This window comes from Pseudomonas asplenii (genome assembly GCF_001293465.1).
GTDB classification, from domain to species: domain Bacteria; phylum Pseudomonadota; class Gammaproteobacteria; order Pseudomonadales; family Pseudomonadaceae; genus Aquipseudomonas; species Aquipseudomonas fuscovaginae_B.
This window is the reverse complement of the sequence record NZ_JSYZ01000019.1, coordinates 223,935-238,604: the sequence shown is the minus strand read 5'-3', so window position 1 is coordinate 238,604 and position 14,670 is coordinate 223,935. Positions and strand designations below refer to the sequence as shown.

General features: G+C 64.4%; 15 protein-coding genes and 1 pseudogene. 8 read left to right on the top strand and 8 right to left on the bottom strand.

Translation table 11 applies throughout. The features are described from left to right. Positions 1-104: 104 nt before the first annotated feature. Positions 105-401 (top strand): hypothetical protein, encoded by a 297-nt coding sequence (locus PF66_RS24445; RefSeq protein WP_054061538.1) that lies wholly within the window; start codon positions 105-107, stop codon positions 399-401. Positions 402-457: 56 nt separating this feature from the next. Here the strand turns inward: PF66_RS24445 and PF66_RS24440 are convergent, their stop codons facing one another. The 4 genes from PF66_RS24440 to recQ all read right to left on the bottom strand — a co-directional run bounded on the left by PF66_RS24440 (position 458) and on the right by recQ (position 5,809). Beyond that, on the bottom strand, positions 458-742 hold the full coding sequence (locus PF66_RS24440) for a SelT/SelW/SelH family protein (protein WP_054061539.1): 285 nt from the start codon (positions 740-742) through the stop codon (positions 458-460). 9 nt (positions 743-751) lie between these two features. Then, a complete protein-coding gene (locus tag PF66_RS24435; RefSeq protein ID WP_425357914.1) occupies positions 752-2,962 on the bottom strand; it encodes a FimV/HubP family polar landmark protein in 2,211 nt (736 codons plus the stop codon). A 129-nt stretch (positions 2,963-3,091) separates the two neighbouring features. Further along, positions 3,092-3,526, bottom strand: a complete 435-nt coding sequence (locus PF66_RS24430) for a MarR family transcriptional regulator (protein WP_054058297.1) — start codon at positions 3,524-3,526, stop codon at positions 3,092-3,094. 153 nt (positions 3,527-3,679) lie between these two features. Next, positions 3,680-5,809 (bottom strand): DNA helicase RecQ, encoded by a 2,130-nt coding sequence (gene recQ, locus PF66_RS24425; RefSeq protein ID WP_054058298.1) that lies wholly within the window; start codon positions 5,807-5,809, stop codon positions 3,680-3,682. A gap of 281 nt (positions 5,810-6,090) precedes the next feature. Between recQ and PF66_RS24420 the strand changes: the two genes are divergently transcribed. After that, on the top strand, positions 6,091-6,678 hold the full coding sequence (locus tag PF66_RS24420) for a YecA family protein (RefSeq protein ID WP_054058299.1): 588 nt from the start codon (positions 6,091-6,093) through the stop codon (positions 6,676-6,678). A 16-nt stretch (positions 6,679-6,694) separates the two neighbouring features. Next, a complete protein-coding gene (locus PF66_RS24415) occupies positions 6,695-7,090 on the top strand; it encodes a YbaN family protein (protein ID WP_054058300.1) in 396 nt (131 codons plus the stop codon). On the opposite strand, the gene PF66_RS24410 is transcribed toward PF66_RS24415, so the two are convergent. Together PF66_RS24410 and PF66_RS24405 are read right to left on the bottom strand one after the other, a co-directional pair. Next, positions 7,087-7,689: a tRNA-uridine aminocarboxypropyltransferase gene (locus PF66_RS24410; RefSeq protein WP_054064049.1), complete on the bottom strand. Its 603-nt coding sequence runs from the start codon at positions 7,687-7,689 to the stop codon at positions 7,087-7,089. The two genes, PF66_RS24415 and PF66_RS24410, sit on opposite strands and share 4 nt — an antisense overlap. Positions 7,690-7,703: 14 nt before the next feature. Beyond that, on the bottom strand, positions 7,704-8,597 hold the full coding sequence (locus tag PF66_RS24405) for a LysR family transcriptional regulator (RefSeq protein WP_054058302.1): 894 nt from the start codon (positions 8,595-8,597) through the stop codon (positions 7,704-7,706). A 167-nt stretch (positions 8,598-8,764) separates the two neighbouring features. Between PF66_RS24405 and speB the strand changes: the two genes are divergently transcribed. The 5 genes from speB (at position 8,765) to PF66_RS24380 (ending at position 13,700) form a co-directional block, all read left to right on the top strand. Then, positions 8,765-9,715, top strand: a complete 951-nt coding sequence (gene speB / locus PF66_RS24400) for an agmatinase (protein WP_054058303.1) — start codon at positions 8,765-8,767, stop codon at positions 9,713-9,715. A 9-nt stretch (positions 9,716-9,724) separates the two neighbouring features. Continuing rightward, on the top strand, positions 9,725-10,135 hold the full coding sequence (locus PF66_RS24395; RefSeq protein ID WP_054058304.1) for a YybH family protein: 411 nt from the start codon (positions 9,725-9,727) through the stop codon (positions 10,133-10,135). Positions 10,136-10,189: 54 nt separating this feature from the next. Further along, on the top strand, positions 10,190-11,701 hold the full coding sequence (locus PF66_RS24390; protein ID WP_054058305.1) for a purine-cytosine permease family protein: 1,512 nt from the start codon (positions 10,190-10,192) through the stop codon (positions 11,699-11,701). Between the two features lie 146 nt (positions 11,702-11,847). Then, positions 11,848-13,227, top strand: coding sequence for a sodium:solute symporter (locus tag PF66_RS24385; RefSeq protein ID WP_054064048.1), 1,380 nt, complete (start codon positions 11,848-11,850; stop codon positions 13,225-13,227). Between the two features lie 233 nt (positions 13,228-13,460). Beyond that, positions 13,461-13,700: a hypothetical protein gene (locus PF66_RS24380; protein WP_054058307.1), complete on the top strand. Its 240-nt coding sequence runs from the start codon at positions 13,461-13,463 to the stop codon at positions 13,698-13,700. A gap of 129 nt (positions 13,701-13,829) precedes the next feature. Here PF66_RS24380 and PF66_RS33695 read toward each other — a convergent pair whose 3' ends face one another. Then, positions 13,830-13,958 (bottom strand): PA1414 family protein, encoded by a 129-nt coding sequence (locus tag PF66_RS33695; protein ID WP_273819320.1) that lies wholly within the window; start codon positions 13,956-13,958, stop codon positions 13,830-13,832. 166 nt (positions 13,959-14,124) lie between these two features. Then, a pseudogene (locus tag PF66_RS34030) lies at positions 14,125-14,556 on the bottom strand (methyl-accepting chemotaxis protein); the annotation flags it as partial. Positions 14,557-14,670 lie beyond the last annotated feature (114 nt).

Below are 14,670 nucleotides of genomic sequence, written 5' to 3'. Positions count from 1 at the left end.
AGCCGTCGTTACCCGGATAACAGGGCTGCTCGGCGACGGCGGCAGTGATCCAGCAGTAGCTCGATGCCAGTTGCCCTCCAACTCACACTGTGGAGGGTTCATCCATGGAATTCATCAGTCTCCTGATTCAGCTGGTCAGCGGTGCGGTGGGTGGCAATATCGCCGGCGCCGCCACCGACAAGTACAGTCTCGGCCCCTGGTTCAATTCACTGGCGGGCGGCATTGGTGGCGTGGTGCTCAGCCAGGTGCTGTCAGTCATCACCAACGGCAGTTTCGGTGGAGACGTCGGCAACCTCGACCTGAGTTCGATTGCCAGCGGTATCGCCAGCGGCGGGGTCGGCGGCGCGATACTGAGCCTGGTGGCGGGCTTCATCAAGGCCAAGCTCAGCCGTTCCGAGTGAGTCCGGCCGGCATGACGTCGTTGTCAGTCAACAGGTGGCAATGACGTCAGCGCCTCTCAGCGAGCGTCGTTATGGCCCAGGTCGCGCTCCGGGTCGATCTGGTCGCGCACCCGTTGCTTGAGCACCTTGGCCTCGGGAAAACCGCCATCGGCCTTGCGCTCCCAGATCTGCACGGCATCGCAGGTGATGCGAAACACACCGCCGGTCCCCGGCTCCAGGGACACCTTGCCCAGGTCGTCGCAGAAAGTGCTCAGCAACTCCTGGGCCAGCCAGGCGGCCCGCAGCAGCCACTGGCACTGGGTGCAATAGGTGATGACGATTTCCGGTTTGCCTGCACTCATGATGCGCTCCTAGCGGATACTGGCCAGGAGGGTCCGGGCCGTCTGCTTCAACGGCTCATCCCCTTCCCTGAGCAGTTCATGCAACAGTTGGCTGGCATGATCCAGGTCGCCGACATTGATGAAGGTCTGCGCCTGCTCCAGCTTGCTGGCCGAGGCCTGCTCACGCTCCAGGCTGTCGAAATCCACTTCCAGCGGTTCGATATCCAGGGGCTGCTCATCGCTCATGAAGCTGTCGAGGAACTCGTCGTCCAGGGTGTCTGCGTCCAGCGACAGGCTCAGTTCGTTTGCCGCCGGCCGCTCGGGTTCCGGCTCGGCGAAATCGCTGAGAAACTGCTCGTCGGGCATCTCGAACACATGCGGCAGTTCGTTGAGGTTGCTGGCGAACTGCGGGTCGATGCCGGACAGCGTCGACGGCCCCTCGGCGGCCTTGCCCCGCTGCGGCAGGGCGTTGTCGAACGGGCTGACCAGATCCCAGTCCGAATCCATCGACAGGTCGTCGAGGTTGAGCTGGAACTCGTCTTCCAGTGGCGCGGGCTCAGGCTCGGATTTGGCCTCGGGCTCCTTTTCCAGCCAGTCGGCGGCGAGCACCGGGGCGGCCAGCGTCGCAGCGGCTGCCACGGCGGCAGGAGCAGTGACCGGAGCCGGTGTCGGAGTCGTCGCAGTTGCCGCCGGAACGGCTGTCGGTGCCGCGGGTACGGCCTGCGGTGCGGGCGCCGCATGCAGTTTCGGATGCTTGGCCCGCAGGTCGCGCAGGGTCGACTCGCTGAAACCCGTGTCGAGCAGATGCTGTTCTTCAATCGTGTAGGCGTCGTTGTCCCCCTGCTGGGCCAGCACATCCAGCAGACGCAGGCGCAAGTCGGTGCGCTGCGGCTCCTTGAGTATGGCCTCGCGCAGAATCCCCGCCGCTTCCTTGAAACGTCCGTAGGCGATGTAGATGCTCACGCCTTCCAGGGCATCCGGGACCTCACTGGTCTCGCGGCGTGCCACCGTTGCCAGCGGCTCGGCCAACGGCTCGTTGTGCTCCGCCGGAGCAACGGCGGCGCTGGCGGGTAGCACACGACTGACCATGGGCGGGTCCTGGGGCAGCGGCGCGGGCTCGACCGGCAGTGGCGTCGAACGGCGCCGACGACGCACCACCAGGGCGGCCGCCAGCAACAGGAGCAGCACGGCCAGGGCGGCCAGGAGCAGCAGATTCAGGCCGCCGGACTGTTCGGCGACCACCGGAGCAGCAGCGACAGGAGGCACCACCGGTGCTGGTGCAACCGGGGGAGCCACCGGCTTGGCCTTGAGTTCCGCCAACTGGGCCTGCAACTCACCCAGCTGTTTCTGGTCGATGGCGATCTGCTCGTCCTGGGTCTTCAGGCGCGCCTGCAGCTCCTCGATGGTTTTTTGCAGTTGCTGGTTTTCCAGGGTCGCGGCGGCAAGTTGTTCAGCACCCTGCGCGGCGTTTTGCGCCGCTTCGGTCAACGCGGTCGCAGGCGCCGCGGCCGTCGCCGGTGGGCTGGCCGGGACCACGGCAACATCCGGCAGCAACAGGCTCTGGCCGACCGCCAGCCGCTCGCTGCCCGGATTGAGCGCGCGAATGCCCTGGGACAACTCATTGACACTGGCCTTGCTGCCCGCCTCGTTCAGGCGCCTGGCGATGCTCCAGAGGCTATCGCCCCGGGTCACGGTGTAGCGCTTGCCCTGGGTCGCCGGCGGCGGCGCCCTATCGGCGACGGGCGCTGCCTGTTCCACCGTACTGTTGCGCGCCGGCGGGCTGTAGGTCCCGCTGCCCGGTGGATCGAGCAGCACCGTGTATTCGCGCAGCAGGCGGCCGTTGGGCCGGTTGACCTGGATCAGGAAATTCAGGAAGGGCTCGCTGACCGGCTTGCTCGACTGTACCCGGATGAAGCTGCGATTGCCCTGCAGGACCGGCGTGAAGCGCAGGTCGTTAAGGAAGAACAGCCGCTCGACGCCAGCGCGGGAAAACTCCTCGGGTGTCGCCAGGCTGACCGACAGTTCGCCTTCGCTCAGATCACCGGGATCGACCAGGGCGATTTCCGCATTGAGCGGCTGGCTGAGCGCCGAATGCAGGGTGATCTCCCCCAATCCCATGGCCGACGCCAGCGCCGGATGCAGCAATGACAGTGCCGCCACGGCCATCCAGCGCCGCCGGACCGCGGTCACCAGGGGCTTTTCAGTGGAACACCGCAACGCGGACTGCAAACTCTCGAGCATGAGTATCCCTTAAAGGCCCGACATCACCCCACGGCCAGCGGGGTCCGAATGCCGACACAATACACAGAACCAGTAAATCTTATAGTCTGCCGGCCAGGGATTCTCCAAATCCGGCAGAGCGGGAATGCCTCAGGATTTTTCCAGGTTCGCCAGGATCCGGCTGTGAACCCGCATGCTGATGCGCAATTCCTCTTCGTCGACGCCCTCGAACAGTTCGTGACGCAAGGCGGTGGCGATGGTTTCGATCTGTTCGATCAGCGGTCGCGCCGGGGCACAAAGCACGATCTTCTTGGCCCGGCGGTCCTCCACGACCGAGTGGCGCTGGACCAGCCCCTGGGTTTCCAGGCTGTCGAGCAGACGGGCCAGGGTCGGCCCTTCCACACCAACGCTCTGCGCCAGTTCGCGCTGGGTCGGCGCCTCGGAAAAACGCGCCAGGTGCAGCAATACCAGCCAACGGGCCTGGGACAATCCCAGGCCGGCCAGGCGGCGATCCAGTTCGGCACGCCAGCCACGGGACATTTGCGCCAGTTGCATGCCAAAACGGTGTTCATCGGTTAACGACATAAGGAACTCATGGTCAGACTTAAAAATAGATAAAACTAATTATTAGTCAGCTAAGCATGGAGCCTGGCCGGAGGCAAGGGCTCAGCTGTGTACAAACATGACTTGTCGCAAATAACCCAGAGATAGGCCGGGGAATATTCCATTTCCCTCTCCTCATAGTTCGAATTCGGCTTGCAGGGCCGCTCGCACGCAATACAGGACACCCTCGGGCACCCGTCCGGCGAACAGTTCGGCGACCTCGCTCACGGCAGGCAGTTCGCCCTCGCCATCGAGGAAGGTGTCCTGGATTTCCCCCAGCAGATCCTCGGGCAGGTCCAGGGCCTGCTCCAGCGACAACTGCTGGCGGCCAATCGCCTCGGCCAGCAGCGTATAGACGTTCTTCTCCGAGCACTGCAACTGGCCGGCGATCTGCAAGGGAGTCATGCCGGCACGGGCCAGGCTGATCAGTTCGTGACGAATGTCGACGACCGCCCTGGGCGTCTCGGCCTCGCCGGCCAGGACTTCGAGGAACGCCTCGCCATAGCGCTCCAGCTTGCGCGCACCGACGCCGCTGACCCTGGCCATCTCGGCCATGGTCGTCGGCTGGCTGCGCAGCATTTCCAGCAGCGTAGAGTCGGGGAAGATGACATACGGCGGCACCGCATGCTCCTGGGCCAGCTTGCGCCGCAGGGCACGCAGGGCCTCCCATTGCTCGCGCTCCTCGCCACGCACCAGTTGGCTGGCCGGGCTGGCGGAAACGCTCTTGGCAGCGACCTGCGGCTTGAGGTCACGACGCAGTTCCAGGCTGACCTCGCCACGCAACAGCGGCCGGCAAGCGTCGCTCAGGCGCAGGCCGCCATAGCCCTCGATGTCGATATCGGCCAGGCCGCGCGCCACCAACTGGCGGAACAGCGAGCGCCACTCGCCCTCGCTGAGCGCCTTGCCCACGCCGAACACCGCCAGGTGCTGGTGGCCGAAACTGCGGACCTTGTCGTTCTCCTTGCCCAGCAGCACATCCACCAGGTGGCCGACGCCGTAGCGCTGGCCGGTGCGGTAGATCGCCGACAGCGCCTGGCGTGCCGGCTCGGTGGCATCCCAGGTCTGCACGCCGTCGACACAGTTGTCGCAGTGGCCACAGGGCTGTGGCAGGTCCTCGTCGAAATACGCGAGCAGCGTCTGGCGACGGCAGCGGGTCTCCTCGCACAGCGCCAGCATCGCGTCGAGCTTGTGGTGCTCCAGGCGCTTGTGGCGCTCGTCGCCCTCGGAGTTCTGCAGCATCTGCTTGAGCATCACCACGTCCTGCAGGCCGTAGGCCATCCAGGCGTCCGCCGGCAGGCCGTCACGCCCGGCCCGCCCGGTTTCCTGGTAGTAGGCCTCCAGGGACTTGGGCAGGTCGAGGTGGGCGACATAACGCACGTTGGACTTGTCGATGCCCATGCCGAAGGCAATGGTCGCGACCATGATCAGCCCTTCCTCGTTGAGGAAGCGCTTCTGGTTGTCCGCGCGGGTCTCGGCGGGCAGCCCGGCGTGATACGGCAGGGCCGGAAAACCCTGTTCGCAGAGCAGCGCGGCGACCTCGTCGACCTTCTTGCGCGACAGGCAGTAGACGATACCGGAGTCGGCACGGCGCTGCGCGAGGAACGCCAGCAACTGCTTGCGCGGCTGTTCCTTGGGCACGATGCGGTAGAAGATGTTCGGCCGGTCGAAACTGGAGAGAAAACGCTCGGCGTTCTCCAGGTGCAGGCGATTGACGATCTCCTCGCGGGTGCGCTTGTCGGCGGTGGCGGTCAGGGCGATGCGCGGTACGTGGGGGAACATCTCGGCCAACTGGCCCAGTTGCAGGTATTCCGGACGGAAGTCGTGGCCCCATTGCGACACGCAGTGGGCCTCGTCGATGGCGAACAGGGCGATATCGAGGTTCTGCAGGAACGCCAGCATGCGCGGCTGCACCAGGCGCTCGGGCGCCAGGTAGAGCATCTTCACCTCGCCGCGACGAATCCGCGCCGCCAGTTCGCGCTGCTGCTCGGCACTCAGCGTCGAGTTCAGCGCCGCCGCCGCCACGCCGAGTTCCTCCAGCGTCGCGACCTGGTCGTCCATCAGTGCGATCAACGGCGACACCACCACCGCCAGGCCATCGCGCAGCAGGGCCGGGACCTGGTAGCACAGCGATTTGCCGCCGCCGGTCGGCATCAGCACCAGGGCATCGCCGCCGCTGGCCACGCGCTCAATAATGGCACCCTGGCGACCGCGAAAGCTGTCGTAACCGAAGATGTCCTTGAGGACGCGTTGAGCCTGTTCGAGCATAGCCACTCCAAAAATCACCGAAACGCCCTGCAAAGGCTGGTCGAAAAGCCGCTGTCCTGACGGAAAAAACCGTAAGCGGGGATTTCTCCAGCCGTGGCGACCCGCAATGGGGCATCACAAAACGCGGCAGTATACCCGAGCGTTATCCGGCAGAGGGCCCTGCCGGTCGATCAATGACTATCCTTGTTGATGAGCAGAACCGCGCAAATCTATGTGTTTGCTGGCTTGCGAGCTCAAGAACGCCTAGAATTCAGCATCGTTTATTCCCAAGGTAGCCCCCCATGTCCTTCGCTGAGCAACTCACCCGCCTGCAAGCCTTCCTCGACGCCGACGAGCTGCACGAAGAAGCGCTGGACTACGTGGCCGCCCACGGCTACCTGACTGCGCTGTCGATCTGCTCCGAGGTGGTCCCCGATCGCGAATGGATCGACGCGCTGTTCGCCGAAGAGCCGCACTACAAGGATGCCGCCCAGCGCGAGGAAATCGAAGCCACGCTGATCCAGCTCAAGGCCCATATCTCCCGCCAGTTGGCTTCCGACGAGGAATTCGAGCTGCCCTGCGACCTCGACCTGGGCGACGACCCGGACGACTCCGAACTGCGCGGCTGGTGCATCGGTTTCATGGAAGGGGTGTTCCTGCGTGAGGAAGCCTGGTTCGAAACCGCCGAGGAAGAAGTCAGCGAAATGCTCCTGCCGATCATGGTCGGTTCGGGCCTGTTCGACGAGCAGCCGGAGTTCTCCGACATCGCCGCCGATGCCAACCTGATGGACGACATGATCGTGCAGATCCCGGAGGCGCTGACCGCCCTGTACCTGCTGTGCAATGCGCCCGACGAGAAGCCGGCGATCCTCAAGCCCCGCCACCACTGAGTCACGTCCGGTGGCGATGCGCCCCACGGGCAGTCGCTCGCCATTCCTGCGCTACGCGCTGCTGGCCATCGGCTGGCTGAGCGTAGCGCTGGGGGTACTGGGCATTTTCCTGCCGGTCCTGCCGACCACGCCATTCCTGCTGCTGGCGGCCGCCTGTTTCGCCCGCAGTTCGCCACGCTTCTACCACTGGCTGGTGGAGCACCCGCGCCTGGGGCCATGGGTCCGTGACTACCTGGACGGCAATGGCATCCCGCTCAAGGGCAAGGTCTATGCCATCGGCCTGATGTGGCTGAGCATCGGCTTTTCCTGCTACCTGGTGCCGCTGTTCTGGGCACGCCTGTTCATGCTGACCAGCGCCGTGCTGGTCAGTGTCTATATCCTGCGGCAGAAAACCCTCGAGCCGCGGCGCTAGCGCTCGCCGTGGTTGCGCTGGTAGATATCGCGGCCCATGGCCTGGATCTGCCCCTCGATCAACGCTTCGAACGGCTTGAGCAAGGCCTCGAACGAAGCCGGCTGCTCCAGGGTTTCCAGGGCCCGGGCAATCGCTTCCACCGTCGACAGCGCTCCCGGCTCCGGCGCCTTGCGCAGGCGATAGCGCGATCGCGCGCCCGGTTCCAGGCTGACCCTCGGCAGGCTGGCCAGCAGCGGATTGAGGTGCAACAGCTTGCGCGCCTTGCGCCAGGTGCCGTCGGGGACCACCAGCAACAGTGGCCGTTCGTCGTCCGCCGCTGCGTACGGTTGCAGCAGTTGTGCAACATCCGCCGGGAACAGCAACCGGGCCTGGTAACCCGGCTGGTCGAGCAATGCCGGCAGATCATCGAACACCTCCCCCACCCGCAACTCGGCATTGGTCAGGCCCAGGGTCGCCAGTCGCGCGGTATTCAGGGCATGACCGACCTCGCTCGGGTGCTGCAGCACCAGCACGCGGGTGCGGCTGTCGAGCTGCGGGATCAGCGCGCAAAGGCAGTGGCTCTGGGGACGCAGGCAGCGTTCGCAGCAGGCTCTGGACATAGGGTCGACTCCGATCAGGGCTGGTTGAGCTGCGCCTTGAGCAGGTCGCGGAAGGTCTGGATCAGCGGCTCGCGGCTACGGCCACGGCGCAGGATCATCGAAAAGGGCGCCTGGTAGCCAAAGGTCGCCGGCAGCAGCACGCGCAGGTCGCCCTTGTCCGCCCAAGGCTGGGCGTAGTGTTCCGGCAGATAGCCGATATAGGCGCCGGACAGCACCAGGATCAGTTGCGCCTCCATGCTTTCCACGGTCGCCGCACTGTGCTTGAAGCCGTGCCGGGCCAGTTCCGCCTGGCTCCAGTAGCCGCGGCCGACCATGCGCTGCTGGGTGATGACCTGCTCGGGAATCCGCCGCTCGTGGTACAGCGGATGGCGGTTGCTGCAGTACAGCCAGTGCTGCTCGCGATACAGCGGCTGGTAGACCAGCCCGCTCATGCGCGTGGAGAAGGCTCCGATGGCCAGGTCCAGGCGGTTGTCCTGCACGCCAAGCTGCAGTTCGTAGGGGCTCAGCACCGACAGGTGCAGGTGCACCCCCGGATGTTCCTGGCTGTAGGCACCGATGGCTTCGGCCAGGGGCAAGGCCGGCTCGCTGACGGTGGAGTCGATCACCCCGAGGTTCAGCGTGCCGCGCAACTCGCCCTTGAGAGCGGCGGCGTACTGTTCGAAGCCCTCGAGTTCACCGAGCAGGCGCAGGGTTTCCTGGTGGAACAGCTCACCCTTGCTGGTCAGGCTGAACCCGCCGCGGCCGCGGTGGCACAGCACCAGGCCCAGGGTCGACTCGAGCTGGCTCATGTAGGTGCTGATGGCCGATGTCGACAGGTTGAGTTCCTGCTGGGCGTTGGCGAAGCCCTGGTGGCGCACCACGCTGACGAAGATGCGCAATAGTTTCAGGTCGGGTAAAGCGTTGGCCATGGGGGGTCCTGGGTAGGGTCAACGGTGCCGGAAGCCAGTCCGTCGGCACAGTGTCCCATTAGTTCAGAAAAATCTGAACTAAGTATTTACCGACAGCGATTTTTCCCGCCCGGCGTCTTTCGCAGAATCGGTCCCCTGATAACCAGAACAAACGATGAGGCTTACCCGTGGACAAGATTCTTCACCAACCACTGGGCGGTAACGAAATGCCGCGCTTCGGCGGCATCGCCACCATGATGCGCCTCCCCCACCTGCAATCGCCCGCCGGCCTCGATGCCGCGTTCGTCGGCGTACCGCTGGACATCGGTACCTCGCTGCGCTCCGGGACCCGCTTCGGTCCACGGGAAATCCGTGCCGAGTCGGTCATGATCCGCCCCTACAACATGGCCACCGGTGCCGCGCCGTTCGACTCGCTGTCGGTTGCCGATATCGGTGACGTGGCGATCAACACCTTCAACCTGCTCGAAGCCGTGCGCATCATCGAGCAAGCCTATGACGCCATCCTCGAGCACAATGTCATCCCGCTGACCCTGGGCGGCGACCACACCATCACCCTGCCGATCCTGCGGGCGATCCACAAGAAGCACGGCAAGGTCGGCCTGGTGCACATCGACGCCCACGCCGATGTCAACGATCACATGTTCGGCGAGAAGATCGCCCACGGCACCACCTTCCGCCGTGCCGTCGAAGAAGGCCTGCTGGACTGCGACCGCGTGGTGCAGATCGGCCTGCGTGCCCAGGGCTACACTGCCGAAGACTTCAACTGGAGCCGCAAGCAGGGTTTCCGCGTGGTCCAGGCCGAGGAGTGCTGGCATAAATCCCTCGAGCCACTGATGGCCGAGGTTCGCGAGAAGGTCGGCAATGGCCCGGTGTACCTGAGCTTCGACATCGACGGTATCGATCCGGCCTGGGCACCGGGTACCGGCACCCCGGAAATCGGCGGCCTGACCACCATCCAGGCCCTGGAAATCGTTCGTGGCTGCCAGGGTCTCGATCTGGTCGGTTGCGACCTGGTGGAAGTCTCGCCCCCCTACGACACCACCGGCAACACCTCGCTGCTGGGCGCCAACCTGCTGTACGAAATGCTCTGCGTACTCCCAGGCGTGGCCCACCGCTGAGGCGTTACCATGAACGACCGTGACCAGGTTCTCAAGGCCGCCGCCGAACTGGTAGCCGCCTTTGCCGCCAACGACCGCGAAGCCTACTTCGGCGCCTTCAGCGCCGATGCCAGCTTCGTCTTCCACACACTCGAACAACCGCTGCTGTCGCGCGACGCCTACCAGGCGTTGTGGGACCAGTGGCGTACCAGGGATGGCTTCGAAGTGCTGTCGTGCACCTCGAACAACGCCTTCGTCAGCCTGCAGGGCGACGTGGCGATTTTCATCCATGACGTGGCCACCGAGCTGCGTCTGCAAGGGGAGCACCTCTTCAGCCAGGAACGCGAAACCATCGTGTTTCGCAAACAACAAGAACAGGGCCACTGGCTGGCCTGCCACGAACATTTGTCAGCGACACCCCAAGGACTGCCCTCCCCTTAGCCAACAGCGGCAGCCCCCGCGGAAGATGGGGGCGCCGCAATGATCGGAGCGATCATGAATAACAACAACAACGACAAAAGCCTTAGCAGCATTGAAACCAACGGGGTCGAACAGATCCCCGACAACGAACGTGACGCCCGGCCCGGAGACCTGTTTCGCCTGATCTTCGGCGGCGCCAATACTTTTGCCACCGCCGTGCTCGGCAGCTTCCCGGTGCTGTTCGGCCTGTCCTTCCAGGCCGGTGTCTGGGCGATCGTCCTGGGCGTGGTGGTCGGCGCGCTGATCCTCGCGCCCATGGGCCTGTTCGGCCCGATCAACGGCACCAACAACGCGGTGTCCTCCGGCGCGCACTTCGGTGTCCACGGGCGTATCGTTGGCTCGTTCCTGTCGTTGCTGACCGCCATCGCGTTCTTCTCGCTCTCGGTGTGGAGCTCGGGCGACGCGCTGATCGGCGGCGCCAAGCGCCTGATCGACCTACCGGAAACCGACCTGACCCTGGGCCTGGCCTACGGCCTGTTCGCGATCCTGGTGCTGACGGTGTGCATCTACGGCTTCCGCTTCATGCTGTGGGTCAACCGCATCGCCGTGTGGGCGGCCAGCCTGTTGTTCCTGCTGGGCATCTTCGCCTTCGCCCCGGCGTTCGACAGCCGTTTCGCCGGCACCGTGGCCCTCGGCCAGGCCGGGTTCTGGGCGGCGTTCATCGGTTCGGCACTGGTGGCGATGAGCAACCCGATCTCCTTCGGTGCGTTCCTCGGCGACTGGTCGCGCTACATCCCGCGGGAAACGCCGAAGGGACAGATCCTGCTGGCGGTGATCGCCGCGCAACTCGCCACGCTGATCCCGTTCCTGTTCGGCCTGGCCACCGCGACCATCGTGGCGGTCAAGGCACCGGACTACATCGCGGCGAACAACTATGTCGGCGGCCTGCTGGCCGTATCGCCGAGCTGGTTCTTCCTGCCGGTATGCCTGATCGCGGTGATCGGCGGCATGTCCACCGGCACCACCTCGCTGTATGGCACCGGCCTGGACATGTCCAGCGTGTTCCCGAAGATGCTCTCGCGGGTCAAGGCGACCCTGCTGATCGGGATTCTGTCGATCGCCTTCATCTTCATCGGACGCTTCGCCGCGAACCTGGTGCAAAGCGTGTCGACCTTCGCCGTGCTGATCATCACCTGCACCACCCCGTGGATGGTGATCATGCTGATCGGCCTGCTGGTGCGTCGCGGCTTCTACTGCCCGGATGACCTGCAAGTCTTCACCCGTGGCGAAACCGGTGGCCGCTACTGGTTCAACCACGGCTGGAACTGGCGCGGCCTCGGGGCCTGGATCCCCAGCGCACTGGTCGGACTGTGCTTCGTCAACCTGCCGGGGCAGTTCGTCGGCCCGCTGGGCAACCTGGCCGATGGCATCGACATCAGCCTGCCGATCACCCTCGGGCTGTCGGCACTGATGTACCTGGTGCTGCTGAGCCTGTTCCCGGAATCGCCGGCGGTGTACGGGCCGGATGACCCGCGCAGCCGAGGTTCCAGCTCGACGAAGAAGCCGGTCGCACAGCAAACGGCCTGAACCGAAGCCCCAACCGAACCTTGCATTCCCTGTGGGAGCGGGCTTGCCCGCGAACGGGACCGGAAGCCGCCACAACGCTTCACCGGCCAGCACGCTCCCACAACCGACTGTTCCACCATAACAACTACAATCGGAGACACGCCATCATGGCCCTGGATTTATTGGTTGTACTCATTTATGCCGCTGGCATGCTCCTGCTCGGTTACTACGGCATGCGCAGAGCCAAGACCAACGAAGACTACCTGGTAGCCGGACGCAACCTCGGCCCGACCCTGTACATGGGCACCATGGCCGCCACCGTGCTGGGCGGTGCCTCCACCGTCGGCACCGTACGCCTGGGCTACGTTCACGGCATTTCCGGTTTCTGGCTGTGCGCAGCGCTGGGCCTGGGGATCATCGCGCTGAACCTGTTCCTCGCCAAACCGCTGCTCAAGCTGAAGATCTACACCGTCACCCAGGTGCTGGAAAAGCGCTACACCCCCCTGGCCCGCCAGGCCAGCGCGGTGATCATGCTGGCCTATGCCCTGATGATCGGCGTGACCTCGACCCTGGCCATCGGCACCGTGCTGCAGGTGCTCTTCGGCCTGCCGTTCTGGGTTTCGGTGCTGCTCGGCGGCGGCGTCGTGGTGGCCTACTCGACCATCGGCGGCATGTGGTCGCTGACCCTGACCGACATCGTCCAGTTCATCATCAAGACCGTCGGCCTGATGTTCATCCTGCTGCCGATCTGCCTGTACCGCGTCGGCGGCTGGGACGAGCTGGTGAGCAAACTGCCGGCGGCGAGCTTCAGCTTCACCACCATCGGCTGGGACACCATCGTCACCTACTTCATGATCTACTTCTTCGGCATCCTGATCGGCCAGGACATCTGGCAACGGGTGTTCACCGCCAAGGACGAGAAGGTCGCGAAATACGCCGGCAGCGTCGCCGGGCTCTACTGCATCGCCTACGGCCTGGCCTGCGCGCTGATCGGCATGGCCGCCCACGTGCTGATCCCGCAGTTGGACAACGTCAACAACGCCTTCGCCGCCATCGTCAAACTGTCGCTGCCGGACGGCATCCGCGGCCTGGTGATCGCCGCGGCCCTGGCGGCGATGATGTCCACCGCCAGCGCCGGCCTGCTCGCCGCCTCCACCGTACTGACCGAAGACCTGCTGCCCAAGCTGCGCGGCGGCAAGCCTTCGAGCCTGGGCCTGAACCGCCTGTTCACCTGCCTGACCGGCCTGGTGGTGCTGGGGATCGCGCTGGTGGTGAGTGACGTGATCAGCGCCCTGACCCTGGCCTACAACCTGCTGGTGGGCGGCATGCTGATCCCGCTGATCGGTGCCATCTACTGGAAACGCGCGACCACCGCCGGAGCCATCGGCAGTATGGCCCTGGGCTTCGTCACCGCATTGGTGTTCATGTTCAAGGACGGCCTGGACGCCAATACACCGATCTACTACAGCCTGGCCGTCGGCCTGGTCAGCTTCATCGTCATCAGCCTGATGTCACGGCGCCCGGCGACCGTGGCCAGCGCCATCTGATACTGCGTTTACTTCAGCGGGTGCGACGTCGGTTGTCGCATCCGTTTTTTTTGCCTCCAGCTCTCCGACCAATGGTTGGACGCATTTGAAGCAACCTGTGCTGTACTGGCACTTAGCGACTGCCTTTGGCATTAGCCAAAAGGTACAAGGATCGCTGGTGTCATGCTCATGACAGCTATCGCAATGCCCTGGGAAAGGGATCCGTGACCCACATCCTTTCCTGTGAGGCAATCATGAACAGGCTCGAAATCCATCAGCAGATCTGCCACTCCATCGAACGGCAACTGGCGCTGAAATGGCTGCAAGACCCTTCCCAGGCTGAAGAAAACAGCTACTCCCTCGATATCGCCGCCCTGTTCCACGAACTGGAATCACAATTCCACGTGCAACTGGATCTCAAGCGAGACCTGCGCGGTATCAACACGATTGAGGACTTGAGCCGTTTTATCTACGCGAAAACCCGGGCCGCCTGATACCCGGGCACCGGCTCAACGTGGATTTTCATTGCTTTCGAACAGGTCGGGACACGGACGTGTCCCGGTGTCGTACAGCCAGGGGCACCCGTGCCCGGCTCAGGAGGAAGTCGCGAGCTGGCGGGGTGCTTAGCGACGTGGCTGCGGCCGGCGGCGGCGGTCGTCGTCGGTGCGGATCGGCACCGGTTGCAGGGGAGGCTCGATCAGGCCGAGGGCGACACCGAGGTCGTGGAGCCAGGTTTGCAGTTTGTCTTTCATAAAGCCCCCTTCAGGGTAATGCGAGCGACGTGGTTCTTGGCCGCCTCACACAGATCATAGCTCCAAGTCCCAGGTAATGCTTGCTTTCCAAGACGTTGATTACGCTAAATCATGGCAAAAAGCTACAAGCTGACGCGCGGACAGCGATCAAGCTGACTGGCGGCACTCATTTCAGTTGATTGGCGAAGCGCCCTACCGCGCCCACCACCTGTTTGGCACCGTCCTGGATCTCGACGATCACTTCACCGGCCTGGTTGGCCAGGGACAAGCCCTGTTCAGCCTTGACGCGGCTGGTGGACATGTCCCGCACGGCCTCGTCCACCAGTTTCTGGTTCTGCTGGACCACCGTGACGATCTCCTCGGTGGCCGCACTGGTACGCCCGGCCAACTGCCGGACTTCATCGGCCACCACCGCGAACCCACGCCCCTGCTCGCCGGCCCTGGCGGCCTCGATGGCCGCATTGAGCGCCAGCAGGTTGGTCTGCGCGGCGATACTGCCGATGGTCTGGACCATCGAGGTGATCAGCATCGACTGCTTGCCCAGCGCCTCGATACCTTCCGAGGCCGACTGCATCTCCTCGGAAATTTCCTGCATGGTCGCCACCGTATTCTTCACCACCGTGGCGCCACGCTGGGCGGTGGTGTCGGTCTGCTGCGAAATGCCGTAGGCGATCACCGCCGCCTCGCCGACCTCTTTCTCGCGGACCACCTG

Coding starts and splice junctions, on each gene's coding strand:
- PF66_RS24445 (WP_054061538.1), top strand. CDS start 105: ATGGAATTCATCAGTCTCCTGATTCAGCTGGTCAGCGGTGCGGTGGGT.
- PF66_RS24380 (WP_054058307.1), top strand. CDS start 13,461: ATGAACAGGCTCGAAATCCATCAGCAGATCTGCCACTCCATCGAACGG.
- PF66_RS33695 (WP_273819320.1), bottom strand. CDS start 13,958: ATGAAAGACAAACTGCAAACCTGGCTCCACGACCTCGGTGTCGCCCTC.
- recQ (WP_054058298.1), bottom strand. CDS start 5,809: ATGCTCGAACAGGCTCAACGCGTCCTCAAGGACATCTTCGGTTACGAC.
- PF66_RS24435 (WP_425357914.1), bottom strand. CDS start 2,962: ATGCTCGAGAGTTTGCAGTCCGCGTTGCGGTGTTCCACTGAAAAGCCC.
- PF66_RS24420 (WP_054058299.1), top strand. CDS start 6,091: ATGTCCTTCGCTGAGCAACTCACCCGCCTGCAAGCCTTCCTCGACGCC.
- PF66_RS24415 (WP_054058300.1), top strand. CDS start 6,695: ATGCGCCCCACGGGCAGTCGCTCGCCATTCCTGCGCTACGCGCTGCTG.
- PF66_RS24410 (WP_054064049.1), bottom strand. CDS start 7,689: ATGTCCAGAGCCTGCTGCGAACGCTGCCTGCGTCCCCAGAGCCACTGC.
- PF66_RS24385 (WP_054064048.1), top strand. CDS start 11,848: ATGGCCCTGGATTTATTGGTTGTACTCATTTATGCCGCTGGCATGCTC.
- PF66_RS24405 (WP_054058302.1), bottom strand. CDS start 8,597: ATGGCCAACGCTTTACCCGACCTGAAACTATTGCGCATCTTCGTCAGC.
- PF66_RS24390 (WP_054058305.1), top strand. CDS start 10,190: ATGAATAACAACAACAACGACAAAAGCCTTAGCAGCATTGAAACCAAC.
- PF66_RS24430 (WP_054058297.1), bottom strand. CDS start 3,526: ATGTCGTTAACCGATGAACACCGTTTTGGCATGCAACTGGCGCAAATG.
- PF66_RS24395 (WP_054058304.1), top strand. CDS start 9,725: ATGAACGACCGTGACCAGGTTCTCAAGGCCGCCGCCGAACTGGTAGCC.
- PF66_RS24440 (WP_054061539.1), bottom strand. CDS start 742: ATGAGTGCAGGCAAACCGGAAATCGTCATCACCTATTGCACCCAGTGC.